This window comes from Sphingobium sp. CR28 (genome assembly GCF_052327305.1).
Classification (GTDB): Bacteria; Pseudomonadota; Alphaproteobacteria; order Sphingomonadales; family Sphingomonadaceae; genus Sphingobium.
In genome coordinates, this window is sequence record NZ_CP182486.1 from 185479 (window position 1) to 203339 (window position 17861).

Here is a 17861-nt window from a genome sequence, read left to right on the forward strand (position 1 = left end):
ATCGCCATGCGCGTCACGACGATCATTGCCATCTATTTCCTGTTCTGGATGCTGAGCCTCTTCCTTGTGCTGCCTTTTGGCGTGCGCACTGCGGACGAGGCTGGCGTCAGCAAGGTGCCAGGTCAGGCGGACAGCGCGCCAGCGCAGTTCCGTCCGTGGAAGATCGTCTTCCGCACGACGCTCGTTTCGGCCGCAATCTTCTTCGTTTTCTACCTCAACTACCAGTTCGGGTGGGTCACCACCGAGACGCTGCTGTCGATCACGCCACATCCCCGCGGGGAATGACGCCGGATCAGCGCGGAGGGAGCCTGTCGATCGCCTGGGCAAGCGCGACATAGAGCTTGCCGATGTCCGAGGAGAGCATCGTCACGGCGAGCGCGCTGCCTTCCCGCGCACCAAGCACGGCCTTCAGCAGAGCTTCAAAGTCCGCGATATAGCGGTTCACATGCTCACGGAAGTCGTCATCTTCCGCGTAGATGCGGTGGATGTCCTTCGCCTCGGCGTTCGAGACAAGGCGCACAGCGCGCCGCGCGAAAAAGCCATGGTCGCCCTTGAGATAGTTGCTCCAGTCGACCTGGCTCACATCCTGATCCAGCCATTTCGAGACGTCGAATGCCCGGCTGTTAAGCGCGTCAATCAACTCGTTCGACCGGTAGGAGAGGCGCTCGCGATCCTGCGTCTCGATCACCTGCGCATTGGCCGAGATACGCCGTTCCAGCTCCGTGCTGCTGTCGGTCAGCGTCAGCATTTGCTGGCTGAGCTGTTCCGTCGAGCGCTGTGCTGCCTTCACGGCATTGTCGGCAACGACTGCAAGCCGGTCGAGCTGCTCCGTCACGGATTTCGCCATGGCCTGTTCCATCGCGGCGGCGCTGGCGGCGCCCAGCGCATTTGCGGCGTCTGGCACGGCATTGCCAATGGCCTCTCGCGCCCGCGCGGCTGCGGCATCGGCCGTCTCGCGCACGCGCACCAGAGCCTCGACCATTTGCGGACCGACCGTTTCGCTCAGCACGCCAATCTTTCCGCTGGCCGCCTCGATGGCCCCGGCCAGTTCCTCGATCTTCTTCTTCTGGGTTCCGAGAGCGCCATCCGAGCGCTTCAACGCGGCGGTCAGCGTCTCGAAATGCGCCTTGGCGAGGCCATCCGATTCCTGCAGCCGGCTTACGACGCCGGCCGCGACCGCTTCGACGGCTTCCACCGCAGGGCCTGTGCTTGCGATCGTTCCAGTGAGCGCGGTCATGCGGTGCTCGACCCGTGTGATCGCAGCGGGCAAGCTCTCATCGAGTTCCCGAATACTGGAATCCAGCGCGAGGATGAGCGCCTCGACGCGCTTGATGAATTTCTCGGATGAGGTGTCGCCCTCTTCCAGAGCTTCGCCGAGCCGGCGCGTTTCCCCGGAAAGCGACATCATGGCGTTGGAGAGTTTGTCCGTGCGGCTAAGGGCGGACGCTTCCAGAGCGTCGAACTGGTCGGCAAGCTGCGCAATGCCGCTGCTCACGGAGTCCAGCCACAGCTTGCTCTTCTCGCCTTGCGCATCGACTCGTGAGCCAAGCGAATCGAGGCGGGCGGCGATCTCGTCACCATGAGCGGAAAAGCGGTCAAGCGAATGAGACGCCGCCGTCTCGATGGCCTGCGTGCTGCGGCTCACGAGAGTGTCGAGTTCGCCGCCCCGCGCTTCGATCTTCTGCCCGGCCGCTGTGAGCATGCTGTTCACGCGCTCGATCGTGAAGTCGATGCGGGCCGACGCTAGCTCGGACAGGCTGGAAAGCTCCTCGCCAGCGCCCTGCGTCTCGGCGCGGAGGTCGGCGATCTGCTGCCGCACCATGTCGGCGCTGCTTTGAAGCTGCAGGCGTGCCTCTTCGGCGATCATCGCCGCAGCAGACATCTGCTCCTCCAGAGTGCGACCATGATCGGCCACGGTTCGCCCGGCGCCGTTCAGCGTCTCGGCCAGCGTCGCGAGGCGATCCTCGATTTTGGGAGCGATCTCGCCCAGAATGGCGAATTGTTCGGTCAGCGCGGCGAGGAGTTTCGTGGAACTGGCCATGCTCTCGCTGACCCGCGCGCTTTCCGCGCTCAGGCTCCCGGCTGCATTCTGCATGGCGGCGCCCGCATCCTGGGCCAGCGCGACATAGGACTGGCTTTCGCGCTGCATCTGCCCATGCGCCTCGCTCAGCCGGTTAGCGGCTTCGGCGGCGTCCTGCGCGGCCCGCTTCGCTTCACGGGGGAAGCGCTGCCATTCGCGTTCACGCAAACGCGAGGCGAGCATTCTTCGAGTCAGGAACCCAAGCATGACGATGAGGATCAGCGGCAAGCAGACCATGGCTACACGCCACACGCTCTCGAAGACTGGATCGAGATTGGAGCCGATCACGGCATATTGGAAAAGCAGGAAGCCGAACCAGCCCGCCGAGGCGAGCACAACCGCGCTGAAAATCAACGCGTCGGCCGAATAAGACTGCTTCACCGGAATTCTCCGCATATCCAGCCGTTCCGGCATTGGCGTTGGTCGACGCTCAGGGAAGGCGGGTTCGTCCCACCCGGAGGCGTCCTCCTCCAATCCGGCCTGCCAAATGCCCTTGGCGCCCGTTTTGTTCACATCCCCACCCATCCCGATTTGGGACATGTTAATGTCCATGACCCCTTGCGGCCAAAGACTCTAGCCCGGATCGAAGAAAGTGGAAACGCTATTCTTTTACCTTTTGGGAACCCTTGCCGCCTAACCCTCCCCAATGGCCTATGATCCGGGGACAATGGACATCGCGCTCAGCGCCGCGGTCGGTCCGGATGCGGACTTGCTGGCAGAACTGCGACTGGCCTTTCTGGAAAGCGCCGAACGACAGGTCGATCTCCTTGCCCGCGCCCGCTGTGATGCGAACTGGCTGATGGCCGGCCTGCGTCTCAAAGGGTTGTGCGCCAGCTTTGGCGCTCAGGATCTTGCTGCCCTTGCGGATGAGGCAATCGCGGGCGCGCCGGGCGATCCCGCCATCCAGCGCCGCATCGCCGCTGTGCTTGCCGGTTACCAGGCGCAAGCCTGATCGTCTGACCTTTCGGTTCGGAGCGCTGGCTCCAAATCGGCGTCTCTCTTCTGCTTCGCTTGAAAAGCGGCGGTGCTGTTGTCACAAGCATCCCATAAAGATGCCTGTCTTCCCGTCCTTGATATGTCCCTGACAGCAATCCTCAGCGCGAGAATGCCTGCGCTTGCGCCCGTAACGGGTGAGGAAGTGCCCGGTGCACTTCGTGCGCTGCTCCCCTTCGGTGGCGGCACCTTCATCGAGCATCAAGCGCGGCAGGCAATCGATGCTGGCGCGCGATCTATCCTTATCCACGTCGATACTGTGCCGCCGGCACTGGCGCGCGTTGCGGACAGGCTTGGCGCGCGAGACGATCTTTCGATCGAGTTCGTCCGAGACATTCCGCTGTTTGCCTCTCGTATCGAGTTGGCCGACCGCGTGCTGTGCCTCGGCGACGGGATGCTGGTGCCGCAAGATGCCCTGTCCGCGCTCGCGGCAGGCGTCGCTCCCCGGCTGCTCGTCACGCCGCGCGTGGCCGCGACGGATTGGCTTGAGCGGATCGACGGGCACGATGTCTGGGCCGGGGCGGTCCTGCTGCCGGGGGATCTCGTGCTGGGCACGCTCGATATGCTCGGCGAGTGGGATCTCATGTCGACGCTGGTGCGCGTGGCTGTCCAGAAAAGGGCAGGTCGCCTCGTCATTTCTCCCCAGCACGCCATGGAAGGACAACTCGCCCAGATTACCAGCTTGGCGAGTGCCGAGCTCGCGCTGGAGGCGCTTTCTGCGGATCAGCGAACCGAGCCCACGACTCGAACGGGGATGGCGCATTGGTTGACCCGATCCGTCGGCACGTCGATTGCCGGAGTACTGGTCCGCCGTCAGGTGGACCCGCGGCGTCTCGTTCCACCCGCGCTGGCTCTGGCGGCGGGCGGCGTTCTGGCGGCTGCGCTCGGCTGGCCTGTCGTGGCTCTGCTGGCGCTCCTGACCGGGCAGGGATTGTTCGGCGTTGCCCGGCAGGCTTGCGCTATTCTGCTCCATCGGCCGCCTCGGCCGAGACTGGCGCGGTTTCTCACCGGGGCTGGGCTGTTATCCATTGGCCTTGTTGCGGGGCGAGCCGGCTGGGGGCAGGCCTTCGCCCCTGTCGCTATTCTGCTGGTGCTCGGCCTGCTGCTGCTGGTGGCGATCGATGTCGAACGAGCCGAGAAGGGGCACGCGTCCGCCTCATATCTCCCGAGCTGGCTCCGCCTCGATCTGCCAACCGCGCTGGCCGTGATGCTGCTTGGCGCGCTCACAGGCTTGATTGCCTTCGCGACCGGACTGGTCGGGTTGGCGGCTCTGGTCGAACTTGCCTTTCGCAAGCATGAAAGCGCTGCTGTCGAGCCACGGAAAACGGTTTAGAAGATGTTAACATCGCTTTGATAAGGCGGTGGCATGAACGGGGTCCGGGATCGATCCGAAAAGGGCTGGGATGTGGGGAATGCTCGTGCCTCACGGCGGGAACGCGCCGTTTCGCGTGCGCGGCGCCATGCCGAGGACGCTGCGCTCATCGTCGGCGCGCCGTCATCCCGCTGGACCGATGCGCTCCTGAGCGAGGCGCGCGCGCAGATCGGCGGATGCCTCAACTCTGTCGAACTGGCGATTACGCTGAATATTAATATCCCCGCTGTCTCGGCGTTGGTCGAGAAGCTCGGCACGGCCTACTGCCGCCACGCGATCGAGGCTGAGCCGCAGTTGCTTGGCAAGGGGCTCATTGAGCATTTCCGGCTGCGCGCTGCGCTGGTGCTCGTGGCGCGCAATGCGCGGGAGCGCGCAGTGCCTCCCGAGATGGACGGCGAGGCGAGGGGCGCCATGCTAGCGGATGAGCCGGATACGGATGGCTTGCTCGCGGCGCTCAATCTCGCTGAGGTGCGCTGGCTGACGCAGGCGGCGCCGGACGCGCCGATCCGGGCGGATCTGCCTGCCGATATTTATGCGGACCTCATCTGGACCGCCGCCGCGCTTCTGGTGCAGGCTTGCGAACGGCAACTTGGCCACCTCAGCCGCGAGATCGTCGAGGCGATTTCCGATGCCACGAAGCGAGCTGCGGCGCGTCATGACGAAGCCACGGGGCCGTTTGCTCTGGCAGATCGGTTCGCGCGGATGGCTCAACCGGACGAGCGCCGGCGTCTTGCCTTGCTGGCGCTGCGGGAGCGGCGGCTCCTGCTGTTCGCGGGGCTTGCCGCGCGGGAGCTTAACGTCACGCTCGCCGCGATATTGGCTGCGCTTCTGGATGACGTGCCGGGCGGACGGGTCGCCCTGCTGAGCGCAATGGGCGTGGACGATCTCTCGGCGCTGCGCACGCTCGAGGCGCTGGCGCCGCTCGACGGGCATGTGGCTGACGACGAAGCGATCACTCATTTCATCGAGGCGTTGCGGGCGCAGACCGCCGAGCAGACCGAGGCAGTGATGGCGCGCATCGCTGGCAGTCCGCCGCTCGCCGAGCGTCTCACCCTGCTCGAACGAGCGACGACATGAGCGGCATACATACGCTCTCGGCGCCGGTTCATGCTCTGCTCGATGCGGAGGGGCGCCTGCGTCACGCGGACGGCCCGATCGCCGCTCTTCAGGCCGAAGCAGGCGGACTGCCCGATGGCCCGCTCGTCATTCCCGCGCTTTCCGCGATCGTGCGGCTGGCGCTCCGTCTCTCGATGCCCATCTCGCGGCCGGTCGATGTCGCGAGAGACGATCGGGATGTCAGCATGTGGGTCCGCGCGATTCCGGAAGCCGATGGCCTGCGCCTCTCCATCACGGACTGGATCGAGCGTGCGCCGCGACTGATGGAAGAGGACAAGGCGGTGGCGGCTCGGGTCGCGGCCGCTGGCGCACACGGCTGGACGTGGCAGATCGACAGCCGGATGCGCTTTCGTATCGTCGATGCCGCCCCTGAGATGGGGCACCTGCCGCCTGTTCCCGGCGAACCGCTCACGGCCTATTTCGTTCTTGTCGACGATGATCCGCCCGCTGACGGGAGCGGCGCCATGCATCCCATGCCGGTGGTCGAGGCTCTGGCCAGCCGGGCACCCTTTCATCGGCAGATGGCACGGCTGCGGAGCGATCCCGCGATCCGCTATTCGCTGTCCGCCGTGCCCGTGTTCGATCTTCACGGTCATTTGCTCGGTTATCGCGGCAGCGCTGTGCGCGCCGAGACCGAGGAAGCGCAGGACGCGGCTACCCTGGACGGCGCGAAGCTGGCTCCGGACAAGGAGATTGCGACTGCCTCCGGCCTGTTCGGCGCGGATCTCTCCCGTCGCCTCGATCAGGCGCTCCGGCAGCCGCTCGGCCGCATCATCGCGAATGCCAGCACGATGTCGGGCCAGATCGAAGGGCCGCTGCGGCAGGACTATGCCGACTATGCGGCGGACATTGCCGCTGCCGGCCGGCATCTTGTCGATCTGGTCGATGATCTGGCGGATCTTCAGGCAATCGAGCGGCCCGATTTTTCCACCGCGCGGGAGGAAGTGGATCTAGCCGATTTGGCCCGGCGCGCCGCTGGCCTGCTCAATGTCCGCGCCGCATCCCGAAGGATCAACATCGTCACGCCAGCAATTGGCGAGACGGCGCTTGCCTGCGCGGAGTATCGCCGGGCGCTCCAGATCCTCGTCAATATCGTCGGCAATGCCGTGCGCTACGCGCCGGATGACAGCAGCGTCTGGATTCGTGTCGAAAAGCTCGGCGGGCGCGCGACCGTCGTGGTTGCCGATCAGGGGCGCGGCATCGATCCTGCCGATCATGCGCGGGTGTTCGATCGGTTCGAGCGACTTTCCCCTCAGGACAGCGAGGGGAGTGGCCTGGGCCTCTACATCTCGCGCACGCTGGCCCGCGCGATGGGGGGTGACATCACGCTGGAGAGCGCGCTCGGACAGGGCGCGCGGTTCAGGCTCGATCTCCCCGCGTGGGTTAATTCTGAAAACTGAAAAAAAGGCGCCGGAGCCATACTCCAGCGCCCGTTTTTCAGAATTTCTGTCGCCTTAGCGCTTATCGAGCGGGACATAATCGCGCACGTCCGGCCCCGTATAGAGCTGACGCGGGCGGCCAATGCGCTGGTCGGGATCGGAGATCATTTCGTTCCACTGCGCCACCCAGCCCACAGTGCGGGCGAGAGCAAAGAGCACAGTGAACATGTCTGTCGGGAAGCCGATGGCCGAGAGAATGACGCCCGAATAGAAATCGACGTTCGGGTACAGCTTCTTCTCGATGAAATAATCGTCCTGAAGCGCAATTTGCTCCAGCTCGCGCGCGACGTCGAAGATGGGGTCCTTGACGCCGAGCTTGTCGAGCACGTCGGTCGCGGTCTTTTGCATCACCTTCGCACGGGGGTCGAAGTTCTTGTAGACCCGGTGGCCAAAACCCATGAGGCGGAAGGGATCGTCCTTGTTCTTGGCGCGGGCGATATATTCCGGGATGCGATCGGGCGTGCCGATCTCGCGCAGCATGTTGAGCGCGGCCTCGTTCGCGCCGCCATGCGCCGGACCCCAAAGGCAGGCGATGCCCGCCGCGATGCAGGCAAAGGGATTGGCACCCGACGAGCCGGCAAGACGCACCGTGGAGGTCGATGCGTTCTGCTCATGGTCGGCGTGGAGGATGAAGATCTTGTCCATCGCGTCCACGATCACCGGATCGGGGATATAATCCTCGGCCGGGACCGAGAAGGTCATGCGCAGGAAATTCGCGGTGTAGGACAGGTCGTTGCGCGGATAGACGAAGGGCTGACCAACCGAATATTTATAGGCCATCGCCGCGATCGTCGGCATCTTGGCGATCAGGCGGTGGCTCGCGATCTTGCGCTGCACCGGGTCGGAGATGTCGGTCGAGTCGTGATAAAAGGCGGAGAGCGCGCCCACCACGCCGCACATGATCGCCATCGGATGCGCGTCACGACGGAAGCCGCGATAGAAGGTCGCGAGCTGTTCGTGCAGCATCGTGTGGCGCGTGATCGTCCGCGTGAAGTCGCTGAGCGTGTCGCCATCGGGCAGCTCCCCGTTCAGCAGCAGATAGGCGACTTCCATGAAGCTGGACTGCTCGGCGAGCTGATCGATCGGGTAGCCGCGATGAAGAAGAATACCCTGATCGCCGTCGATATAGGTGAGCGCGGAATCGCAGCTCGCGGTCGAGGTGAAGCCGGGATCATAGGTGAACATGCCGGTCTGCGCATAAAGCTTGCGGATGTCGATCACCTGAGGACCGATCGAGCCGGAGATCACGGCGTAATCGAGGTTTTTGTCCTCGACAGAGAGCGTTGCCTTTTTATCTGTCATGCGTCGTTCCCTAAATAACTTATCAGGTCGTTGGCGTGCGCTCTCCGGCGCTCTGATCGGTCAGGCGTCCCAGCGTCTCTTCCTGCCCGAGATGGTACAGGACATCGAAGATGCCGGGTGAAGTCGTCCGTCCGGTCAGCGCGACACGCAGCGGCTGAGCAATCTTGCCCAGCCCCAGTTGCGCTTCCTCCGCCGCGGCCCGGATCACGGTCTCAATCGCCTCGATAGTCCACTCGGGAAGAGCGGCCAGACGATCGGCCAAGGATTTGAGCAAGGCCCGCGCCCCATCGTCTAGCAGGGCGGCTGCGCCCTCGTCGACTGGAATCGGGCGGGAAACAAACAAAAACGCTGCGCCGTCCGCCAGCTCGACCAGCGTCTTCGCGCGCGGCTTGAGCGCCGGCATGACCGCGGTGAGGCGCGAAATGCGCTCGCTCGCGGCGCTCTCGTCAGCGTCGGACCACATGCGCGCGGCCACCAGCGCCGCGAGCCGTGCGTCGTCCGCCTCGCGGATATAGTGGCCGTTCAGATTCTCGAGCTTCTTGAAGTCGAAGCGCGAGGGCGACCGGCCGACGCCCGAAAGGTCGAACAGGGTGATCGCCCGGTCCTTGTCGATGATTTCCTCGTCGCCATGGCCCCAGCCCAGGCGCAGCAGATAATTGTTCACGGCCTCGGGCAGGAAGCCCATCTCGTCGCGATAGGCGTCCACGCCTAGCGCGCCATGCCGCTTGGAGAGCTTGGCGCCATCCGCCCCGTGAATGAGCGGAATATGCGCATAGACCGGCTCGGCCCAATTCATCGCCTTGATAATGCCGAGCTGACGGAACGCGTTGTTGAGATGATCGTCGCCCCGGATGACATGCGTCACGCCCATGTCGTTATCGTCGACGACGACGGCAAGCATATAGGTCGGCGTCCCGTCCGAGCGGAGCAGGATCATGTCGTCAAGCTCTGCATTCTGCACGACCACGCGGCCCTGCACGGCGTCCTCGATCACGGTCTCGCCCTGGCGCGCTGCCTTCAGGCGAATGACGAAAGGCTTGTCGCCGCCTTCGGCGGAGTCGCGGTCGCGCCAGCGTCCGTCATAGCGCATCGGCTGCTTCGCCGCCCGCTGCTGCTCGCGCAACTCGGACAGCTCCTCCGGCGTCGCAAAGCACTTATAGGCGTCGCCTGCCGCGAGGAGCTGGTTGGCCACTTCCGCATGGCGAGCAGCGCGCGCGAACTGGAACACAGGTGGTTCGTCGCCCGAAAGGCCAAGCCAGTCGAGACCGTCGAAGATCGCCTCGATTGCTTCTTCGGTGGAGCGGGCGCGATCCGTGTCCTCGATGCGCAGCAGGAACTTGCCGCCCATGTGGCGGGCATAGAGCCAGTTGAAAAGCGCAGTGCGCGCGCCGCCAATATGCAGAAATCCTGTGGGTGAAGGCGCAAACCGAGTGACGATCTGCCGCTGCTGATCGTTTCCGCTTTGTCCGCTTGCACTCACCAATTATGCCTCGTCTGAAATATGATCTTGGGGGGATCCAGGATGAAACGCGAACGCCCCTAGCATGGCTTTGGGGCAGGGACAAATGGCCGTTGGGGCCAATCCGGGCGCGTGGGCTCTATCGTCCGCTCGCGCGCTGGAAGGCTGGCTGGAGAGGGAGCGGGGGCAAGTGCCGCTGTGGGCGCCCGTGGCGCTGGGCGCAGGGATATGCGCGTGGTTCGCGCTGCCCACGCCGCACCTCTGGCTCGCCTGGACGCTGGGATGGTCGGCCATCGCGCTCATGGCTTGGGCCGTGGCGCGCGCATGGCGCACCGGCGCGTTCATCGCGATCGGCGCGGCGCTTCTTGCCGCCGGCTGCCTGCTGCCATGGGCCAAATCCGTGATTATGGGTGCGCCGCCCCTCGCGAGGCCTGCGATGGCGACGTTCGAGGCGGACGTGAACGCTGTCGAGCAACTCGTCGCGCGCGATGTCATTCGCCTGCGCCTGTCGCCCGTCGGCAGGGCCGATCTGCCAGCCACCGTGCGCATCACGGCTCCGCCCGGAGCGATCGGGCAGGGCGTCGGGCGCGGCGCGCGCATCTCGGTGAGGGCCTATCTCATGCCGCCGCCGTCGACTGCGCTTCCGGGAACCTATGATTATGAGCTGCGGGCATGGTTCGATGGCATCGGCGCGACCGGGCGTGCGCTCGGGCCGGTTCGCCTGATCCGTTCCGGCGATGCTCAGGCGGGGTTGCGCCAGCGACTGGAAGAGCATGTGGTGTCGCGCCTCCCCGGGAGTGCGGGCGCGATCGCGGCGGCGCTCGCAACCGGCAATCAGGGCGGGATACCGGATGCCGACGCGGAAGCGATGCGGCGCAGCGGCCTCGCGCATCTGCTCTCGATCAGCGGGCTTCACGTGTCCGCGCTTATCGGCGGCGTCATCTTCATCGTTCTGCGTGTGCTGGCGCTTTCGCCACGGCTCGCCCTCCACGCGCCGCTTCTCCTCATATCGGCCATGTGTGGCGCGATGGCGGGCATTGGCTATACGCTGCTCACCGGCGCGCAGGTTCCCACTGTGCGCTCCTGCATCGCGGCATTACTGGTCATTGCCGGTCTCGCTCTCGGTAGAGAGGCTATCAGTCTTCGCCTAGTCGCGACCGGCGCGCTCGTCGTCATGCTGTTCTGGCCCGAAGCCGTCATCGGCCCCAGCTTTCAGATGAGCTTCGCCGCAGTCGTGGCGATCATCGCGCTTTATGAATATCCTCCCACTCGCCGGCTGTTCGCCCGGCGTGAGGAGCGGTGGATCAAGCGGTTCGCACGCCCGATCGCGGGACTGCTGGTCACGGGGCTGGCGGTGGAGATCATGCTCGCGCCGATCGCCATCTATCATTTTCACAGGGCGGGATTGCTCGGCGCCTTCGCCAATATGGTGGCGATCCCGCTCACTAGTTTCGTCATCATGCCGGCCGAACTTCTGGCGCTGATTCTGGATCTTTTCGGGCTGGGTTATCCGGCTTGGTGGATAACGGGGGCGGCACTCGACCTGCTGCTGTGGGTCGCTCATAGCGTCGCGGCTCTGCCTTATGCCGTGCTGCCGCTTCCCACCACGGGGCCTGTCGTCTTCGCGACGACGATGCTCGGCTTTCTCTGGCTGACGCTTTGGCGAGGCAAGGCGAGATGGCTCGGGGTGCCGGTCGTGCTGGCCGGCTTCACGGTCATGGCAGCCGCACCGCCCGCCGACCTGCTCGTGACAAGGGACGGCAGGCATGTCGCGCTTCGCTTGCCTGATGGCCGGATAGGCCTGCTGCGCGATCGGGCAGGGGACTATGTCCGTCAGTCCATTGCCGAGACGTTGGGGGTGGACAGCGACCTTGATGCCCTCGACACGCTGCCCGGCGCGCGCTGCTCACGCGACATATGCATGATCGACGTGCCGCAGAAACAGGGGCCGATCGTCCGCATTCTCGCGACCCGCAGCAGCGCCTATCTCGATTGGGCCGCATTGATGCGCGCCTGCGCTACCGCGGATATCGCCATTTCCGATCGCGGCCTCCCGTCCGGTTGTCAGCCGCGCTGGCTAAGGCTCGACCGCTGGACGCTGGCCCGCACGGGCGGCGTCGCCATCCGTCTTGCCGATCGCACGGTCATCCCGTCGCTCGATCCTAGAGACCGCCACCCCTGGATCATCAGGCCCCAGCAAAAGCGGCGTTCTCTCGCTTCGCTATCAACGCAATAAACTCAGTGGCCGCGCTGATGTGAGCCCTCAGCTGAGCGACTGAGGCGGTCCCTGCAAATCTCAGTGATAGCGACGCAGGAGGCCGGCAAGCCGCCCCTGTATGCGCACCTGTCCCGGTTCGTAGACCTGCGGTTCATAGGCACCATTGGCCGGATCGAGGCGCACACGGGCGCCATCCCGCCGGTAATATTTGAGCGTCGCTTCATTCTCGTCGATCAGCGCGACGACGATCTGGCCTTCGCGCGCTGTTTCGGCGCGCTGGATGAGTGCGAAATCGCCGTCCAATATGCCGGCTTCGATCATCGAATCGCCCGAGACTTCCAACGCGTAATGATCGCCCGAGCCAAGCAGCGCCGCAGGGACGGGGAGCATGGTCTGACCCTCCATCGCCTCGATCGGCAGACCTGCAGCGATACGGCCATGGAGCGGGATTTCCACCACGTCGTTAGCGGCAATAGGGAGAGAAGCCTGGGGAGGGCTCGGTTTGCGCAGCGGCGTGACGCTGGCGCCACGAGATTGCGCCGCTTCCATCCCATCAGGCAGCTTCATGATCTCCAGCGCGCGCGCACGGTTCGGCAACCGGCGGATGAAGCCACGCTCTTCCAGCGCGCTGATCAGGCGGTGAATGCCGGACTTGGACTTGAGATCCAGCGCTTCCTTCATTTCCTCGAAGCTTGGCGACACGCCGCCTTGCTCCAGATGAGTCTTGATGTAAGCGAGAAGCTGCTGCTGCTTGGCGGTAAGCATGGCTTTGCCCTTGTTCCTGCTGTTCCCACATGTCCAAATTTTCCGAACAACAAAGCGATCGGGAACGGACAGAGAACATGTAGGAAACGAATCGATGCCGGTCAAGCAAATACGCCGGTCATCGCCTGCCGCGTCGCTTCGTCGCGTTTTTCGGAACGAACTCTTCTCCGCCGCATTCTTCCTGCATCCCACAACGGGACACGCAGGAGAGAAAAGATGTCTAATCAGCAGAATAACAACAATGATCAGCGTCAGGATCAGAGCCGCGATCGCCAGCAGGATCAGCAGGGCAATCAGAACCAGCAAGGCGACAATGCGCGCCGGCAGGATCAGCAGGGCGGCCAGCAGCAGGATCGCGAGCAGCGCTGACCTAACCTAAGGTCTTATGAACGGGGTCGCCCCGCGTGGGCGGCCCTTTTCTGTTCAGGCCAGAGGAAGAACCTGCACCAGTTCTCCCGCGTTGGCGGCTAGTGATCCAGCCGGACGCAGAAGCAGGCAATCCGCCCGAAATAGCGCCGAGAGCTGAGCGCTGTCCTGCGGTCGCAGCGGCTTCACGCCATCCGCACCCACACACACGGCGCGCATATAGTCATCGCGCTCTCCACCAGCGGGCAGAGGAACGGCAAGGCGCCGCGAGAGCAACGCGGGGAAAGGCGCCGCGTCGCCGCTCATATGACGGACAAGCGGCAACAGGAAAAGCAGACCCGTCACAAAAGCAGAGACGGGGTTGCCAGGCAAGCCGAGCAGAAGTGCATCTCTTACGGTTCCGGCGATAAGCGGCTTTCCCGGCCGCATTCTGATCTTCCAGAAATCGATGGCGCCGCCGGCTGCCTCGATCGCCGGGCGCACAAGGTCATGATCGCCAACTGATGCGCCGCCACAAGTGACGATGATATCCGCTCCGCCTGATTTCTGGCCCACTGCGCGGAGTGCCTGCGTGATGACCGGGAGGTCGTCGGGAAGGATAAGCTCGGATATAACCTCGCCGCCCGCCTGCTCGATCATCGCGCGCAGCATCAGCCCGTTTGAGGCCGGTATCTGTCCCTGACGGAGCGTTTCACCCGGCCGCGCAAGTTCATTTCCTGTCGAAAGGATAGCGACGCGCGGTTTGCGGTAAACGCTCAGGCGGTCATGGCCCGCCAGTGCGGCGAGGGCTATGGCGCGGGCATCCAGCCGCCGCCCGGCTTCGAAGAGCGTCTCTCCCAGCGCAAAATCATTGGCCTTGGTGCGCACATGATGGCCCGGCCTGATCTCGCAGGGCTCGGTCAGCCGAACCATGTCGGCTTCCACTGCCACAGTCTCCTGAAGGATGATGCAGTCCGCTCCCGGCGGCAGCGGCGCGCCAGTGAAGATCCGCATCGCGGCTCCGGGCGGGAGAGGGCGGGCGGACGGGGCAGCGCCTGCCGCACTCTCGCCGGTCAGCCGCCACGGTCCATCTCCGTCCGCTGCCCGAACAGCATAGCCGTCCATCGCGGAGAGGTCCGCGCTCGGCTGGTCGCGGCGCGCGCGCACGGTCTCGGCAAGGATGCGTCCGGCGCATGCATGGAGCGGGAGCTCTTCGGATGCCGCCGGTGGAGCCAGTGCGATCAGCCGCCGTTGCGCCTCCTTGACCGGGAGCAGACTCATCCCTGCGGCCTTTCGATCAATCGCCGGAAGTAAACGACGCGCTCGGTCTCTTCGAACCCGATCGCGGCGTGAAAGGCGTGGCTTTCCCGATTGTCGATCAACGCGTCGGAGGCGAACTCGCGAACGCCTTCGTCACGTGCCCAGTCCAGCGCGGCATCGACCAGCGCCCTGGCGATGCCTTGCCTGCGATATGCCGGCGCGACGTAAATCCCTTCGAGAAAGGCGACGGGGCTGTGATCGCAGCCGTTCACATAGTCCTGGCGCAGCGCGACCTCGGCGAAGCCGGCGGGCGTGCCGTCATCACATCGGGCGAGGAACCAGCGCTGCGCCTCCAGGTCTTTGAGATCCGCCATGTCGCTGTCGGGCCAGAGCGCGCTGCGAAGCGCCGCCATGTCGGAGAGATCGGCAGCGGTCGCGACGGAAATGCGCATTGGCTCAGGCGGTCCAGTCGCCGGACTTGCCGCCAGACTTTGCGGTCACGCGAATATTGCTGATAATCATTAACTTATCGACTGCTTTGAGCATGTCGTAGAGCGTAAGCAGTGTCGCGGCCACGGCAGTCAGGGCTTCCATCTCCACGCCTGTTCGCGCTGTCGTGCGGACCGTTGCCGCTACGCTGTAACCGGTTTCATCGGGCGCGATGTCGATCGCGAGGCCCGAAAGCGGCAAAGGGTGGCAAAGCGGAATGATGTCGCTGGTCTTCTTGGCCGCCATGATGCCGGCGACGCGGGCCACGGCGATCACATCGCCCTTGGCAGCTGTCCCATCGGCTATGGCTTGCTGAGCCGCTGCGTTCATCGCGATATGGCCGCGCGCCGTCGCTTCCCGCACTGTCTCGCCTTTGGCGGAAACATCAACCATTCGCGCCGCACCGCTTGCGTCGACATGGCTAAGCTCGCCTGTCATGCGGCGAGCAGCGCGCGGGTCGCCGCCTCCACGTCGCTCTGGCGCATCAGGGATTCGCCAATCAGGAAGCAGTTGACCCCATGCGCAGCCATTGCGTCGAGGTCCGCTCGGGAACCGAGACCGCTTTCCGCAACGAAGGTGCAGCCCTCCGGAGCCAGCCCTACCAGTTCATAGGTGCGCGCAAAATCGACCGTGAAGTCTTTGAGATTACGATTATTTACCCCGATCAAACGAGACTTGAGCGCCAGTGCGCGCTCCAGCTCGTTCGTGTCATGCACCTCGACCAGCGCGTCCATGCCGAGCCCCAGCGCTGCGTCCTCGATCTCCTGCATCTGGCTGTCGGACAGCGCGGCGACAATGATGAGGATCGCGTCCGCGCCGATCGCCCGGCTTTCGAGCACCTGCCATGGGTCGACCATGAAGTCCTTGCGAATGACCGGCAGCGAGACGGCAGCGCGCGCCGCGATCAGATAATCCTCATGCCCCTGGAAATAGGGGGCATCGGTCAGCACGGAAAGACAGGCAGCACCGCCTGCTTCATAGGCGCGGGCATGGGCCGGCGGATCGAAGTCGGCGCGGATGAGCCCCTTGGACGGGCTTGCCTTCTTCACTTCCGCGATCAGGCCATATCCTCCGCCGTCCACTTTCGTGTCCAGTGCCCGGCGGAAGCCGCGCAGCGGCGTCTGGGCGAGGGCCAGCGCGTGAAGATCCGCCACCGGCGTCGCGGCCTTGCGCGCGGCCACTTCCTCGCGCTTGGTGGCGCAGATCTGGGTCAGCTTGTCAGTCATCGGCTAAAGTCTATCCAGCAATCGAGGAGCGCTTTCGCAAGCCCTTTGTCTATGGCCTCGGCGGCTTCCTCGGCCCCCTCCGCCAGCGTTGTCGTCTCGCCCGCCACGATGAGAGCAGCGGCGGCATTGAAGATCACGGCGTCGCGATAAGGGCCTTCCTCGCCCATCAGCAGCCGATGCAGCGCGGCGGCGTTATGCGCCGGGTCGCCGCCCCGGATCGCCTCGGTCGGGTGGCTGGCGAGCCCCGCGTCGCCGGCCGACCAGCGCCGCATGGCAACCAGCCCGTCCGCCGTCACGTCTGCCACGTCGTTGCCGCCCGCGAGGCTCAGTTCGTCCAGCCCTTCATCGCCGGAGACGACGAGCGCCCGCTCCATGCCGAGCTGACCGAGTGCCTCGGCATAGATCGGCACATAAGCGGGCCGTGCAATTCCGACGAGCTGTCGCTTGACGCCGGCAGGATTGGCGAGCGGTCCCATCAGATTGAAGATCGTCCGCCGGCCCAGCGCCTTGCGGATCGGCCCCAGTCGCTTGAGCGCGGGATGATGCGTCTGCGCGAAGAGGAAGCCGATGCCGATTTCGCGCAGCGAGGCCTCCGCTCGCTCGCCGGCTCTGGAAAGGTCGAGGCCCAGTGCTTCTAGCGTGTCGGCGGCGCCCGCCTTGGAGGATGCGGCGCGATTGCCGTGCTTGGCGACCGGCACGCCGCACGCCGCGATCACGATGGAGACAGCGGTCGAGACATTGAGCGTGTGGTGGCCGTCTCCACCGGTGCCGCACACGTCGATCGCATTTTCAGGAGCGGCGACCGGGATCATGCGCGCGCGCATTTCCCGCGCGGCGGCAGCGATTTCGGTCGCTGTCTCGCCTCTTTCGGATAGCGCGATCAGGAAGCTGCCGATCTCCGCGTCGTTCGGGCTGCCATCGAGGATCGCGGCGAAGGCGTGAGCGGCCTCCGCGTCGTCCAGCGGCGCAGTGGGATCGGGCAGAATGGAAAGCACAGCCATGGCGTCCGCCATAGGAGCGATGGCGGCAAAATGTCGAGCGGCTTTGACGAGCGCTCTCAGTCCTTCAGGCCGCCAAAGGGCAGCAGCTTGCGCGCCAGCTCGGCCGCACCCTTGGCGTCATTGCCGCGCAGGGTGGGCAGAAGGGCGATAGCGCTCCGCCGCATTTGCGCATCGATCGGTGTCGGTGTGGGCGCGATGGCTGCGGCTTCCGCCCACTGGCGCGCCTGCTTGAGATTGCTCTTGTCCAGCCGGATCGACATCAGCGCGGCGATGCCGGGGAAGAAGGCCCGCTTGCTGTCCAGCGCCACTGCGCGAGCCAGCGCTTCTTCTCCCACCGTCCGTTTTGCGCCGACCACGGATCGGGCGAGGAAACCGCCCAGCTGATCGATGGCATCCAGATGCCAGCCGGCAATGACGATCTGCGCTTCCGCGTCGCGCGGATTGCGTGCCGCGAGGGCCTCGAAAATCCCGATCGAAGCGCGCGCGTCCGTGCGGCTCCTGGTCAGCTTGCCGCGATAGCCGATCGCAAGCCCGCGTTGCAGGGTCGCTTCCCGGTCGCCGGGCCGCTCTGCGAGTATCTTGTCCGCTTCGGTGATGGCCTGACCAATGAGCGCCAGTGCCTTTGCCTTCTCGGTGGTCTGGAAGGCGGCCGTTGTGAGCAGTTCGCGCGGTGTCGCCGCTATCGACTGCACCGGCAGGGCAGCAAGCAGAGCAAAAGGAGCGACGATCGCGAAGCGAGTGAACATGCCCAAGGATTTGGGGCACGCGCGATGGAAAGTCGACCCCGCCCGGACTA

General features: G+C 64.9%; 17 protein-coding genes. 7 read left to right on the plus strand and 10 right to left on the minus strand.

Annotated elements, in window-relative coordinates; all coding sequences use genetic code 11:
• Positions 1–6: 6 nt before the first annotated feature.
• On the plus strand, positions 7–285 hold the full coding sequence (locus tag ACNAOH_RS00900) for a DUF1467 family protein (protein WP_443970916.1): 279 nt from the start codon (positions 7–9) through the stop codon (positions 283–285).
• A gap of 7 nt (positions 286–292) precedes the next feature.
• On the opposite strand, the gene ACNAOH_RS00905 is transcribed toward ACNAOH_RS00900, so the two are convergent.
• Positions 293–2593 (minus strand): hypothetical protein, encoded by a 2301-nt coding sequence (locus tag ACNAOH_RS00905; protein WP_443970917.1) that lies wholly within the window; start codon positions 2591–2593, stop codon positions 293–295.
• A 133-nt stretch (positions 2594–2726) separates the two neighbouring features.
• Between ACNAOH_RS00905 and ACNAOH_RS00910 the strand changes: the two genes are divergently transcribed.
• From ACNAOH_RS00910 to ACNAOH_RS00925, 4 genes are all read left to right on the plus strand, one after another.
• Entirely contained in the window at positions 2727–3032 is a 306-nt protein-coding gene (locus ACNAOH_RS00910; protein ID WP_443970918.1) for an Hpt domain-containing protein, read from the plus strand.
• A gap of 153 nt (positions 3033–3185) precedes the next feature.
• Entirely contained in the window at positions 3186–4406 is a 1221-nt protein-coding gene (locus ACNAOH_RS00915) for a hypothetical protein (protein WP_443970919.1), read from the plus strand.
• Between the two features lie 33 nt (positions 4407–4439).
• Entirely contained in the window at positions 4440–5522 is a 1083-nt protein-coding gene (locus tag ACNAOH_RS00920; protein ID WP_443970920.1) for a hypothetical protein, read from the plus strand.
• Positions 5519–6961 carry a sensor histidine kinase gene (locus ACNAOH_RS00925; protein ID WP_443970921.1) on the plus strand — a complete coding sequence of 481 codons (1443 nt, stop codon included), beginning with the start codon at positions 5519–5521 and terminating at the stop codon, positions 6959–6961. The genes ACNAOH_RS00920 and ACNAOH_RS00925 overlap by 4 nt, the downstream gene beginning before the upstream one ends.
• Positions 6962–7015: 54 nt before the next feature.
• Here ACNAOH_RS00925 and ACNAOH_RS00930 read toward each other — a convergent pair whose 3' ends face one another.
• Positions 7016–8302: a citrate synthase gene (locus ACNAOH_RS00930; RefSeq protein WP_443970922.1), complete on the minus strand. Its 1287-nt coding sequence runs from the start codon at positions 8300–8302 to the stop codon at positions 7016–7018.
• A gap of 22 nt (positions 8303–8324) precedes the next feature.
• A complete protein-coding gene (gltX, locus tag ACNAOH_RS00935; protein WP_443970923.1) occupies positions 8325–9782 on the minus strand; it encodes a glutamate--tRNA ligase in 1458 nt (485 codons plus the stop codon).
• A 64-nt stretch (positions 9783–9846) separates the two neighbouring features.
• On the opposite strand from gltX, the gene ACNAOH_RS00940 reads away from it, so the two are divergent.
• A complete protein-coding gene (locus ACNAOH_RS00940) occupies positions 9847–11997 on the plus strand; it encodes a ComEC/Rec2 family competence protein (RefSeq protein ID WP_443970924.1) in 2151 nt (716 codons plus the stop codon).
• Between the two features lie 60 nt (positions 11998–12057).
• Here ACNAOH_RS00940 and lexA read toward each other — a convergent pair whose 3' ends face one another.
• Positions 12058–12744: a transcriptional repressor LexA gene (gene lexA, locus ACNAOH_RS00945; RefSeq protein WP_443970925.1), complete on the minus strand. Its 687-nt coding sequence runs from the start codon at positions 12742–12744 to the stop codon at positions 12058–12060.
• A 216-nt stretch (positions 12745–12960) separates the two neighbouring features.
• On the opposite strand from lexA, the gene ACNAOH_RS00950 reads away from it, so the two are divergent.
• A complete protein-coding gene (locus ACNAOH_RS00950; RefSeq protein ID WP_443970926.1) occupies positions 12961–13113 on the plus strand; it encodes a hypothetical protein in 153 nt (50 codons plus the stop codon).
• 54 nt (positions 13114–13167) lie between these two features.
• On the opposite strand, the gene ACNAOH_RS00955 is transcribed toward ACNAOH_RS00950, so the two are convergent.
• From ACNAOH_RS00955 to ACNAOH_RS00980, 6 genes are read right to left on the minus strand one after another with little or no spacing between them, the layout of a single operon-like run.
• Positions 13168–14370 (minus strand): molybdopterin molybdotransferase MoeA, encoded by a 1203-nt coding sequence (locus ACNAOH_RS00955; RefSeq protein ID WP_443970927.1) that lies wholly within the window; start codon positions 14368–14370, stop codon positions 13168–13170.
• Positions 14367–14801, minus strand: a complete 435-nt coding sequence (gene aac(6') / locus ACNAOH_RS00960) for an aminoglycoside 6'-N-acetyltransferase (RefSeq protein ID WP_443970928.1) — start codon at positions 14799–14801, stop codon at positions 14367–14369. The genes ACNAOH_RS00955 and aac(6') overlap by 4 nt, the downstream gene beginning before the upstream one ends.
• 4 nt (positions 14802–14805) lie before the next feature.
• Positions 14806–15276: a cyclic pyranopterin monophosphate synthase MoaC gene (moaC, locus tag ACNAOH_RS00965; protein WP_443970929.1), complete on the minus strand. Its 471-nt coding sequence runs from the start codon at positions 15274–15276 to the stop codon at positions 14806–14808.
• Positions 15273–16064 (minus strand): indole-3-glycerol phosphate synthase TrpC, encoded by a 792-nt coding sequence (gene trpC / locus ACNAOH_RS00970; RefSeq protein ID WP_443970930.1) that lies wholly within the window; start codon positions 16062–16064, stop codon positions 15273–15275. Before trpC ends, moaC begins: the two co-directional genes overlap by 4 nt.
• The gene (gene trpD, locus ACNAOH_RS00975) at positions 16061–17065 is read right to left on the minus strand and encodes an anthranilate phosphoribosyltransferase (protein ID WP_443970931.1); all 1005 of its coding nucleotides are present in this window, start codon (positions 17063–17065) and stop codon (positions 16061–16063) included. Before trpD ends, trpC begins: the two co-directional genes overlap by 4 nt.
• A gap of 56 nt (positions 17066–17121) precedes the next feature.
• Complete coding sequence (locus tag ACNAOH_RS00980; protein ID WP_443970932.1) at positions 17122–17811, minus strand: hypothetical protein; 690 nt, start codon at positions 17809–17811, stop codon at positions 17122–17124.
• Between the last annotated feature and the right edge of the window lie 50 nt (positions 17812–17861).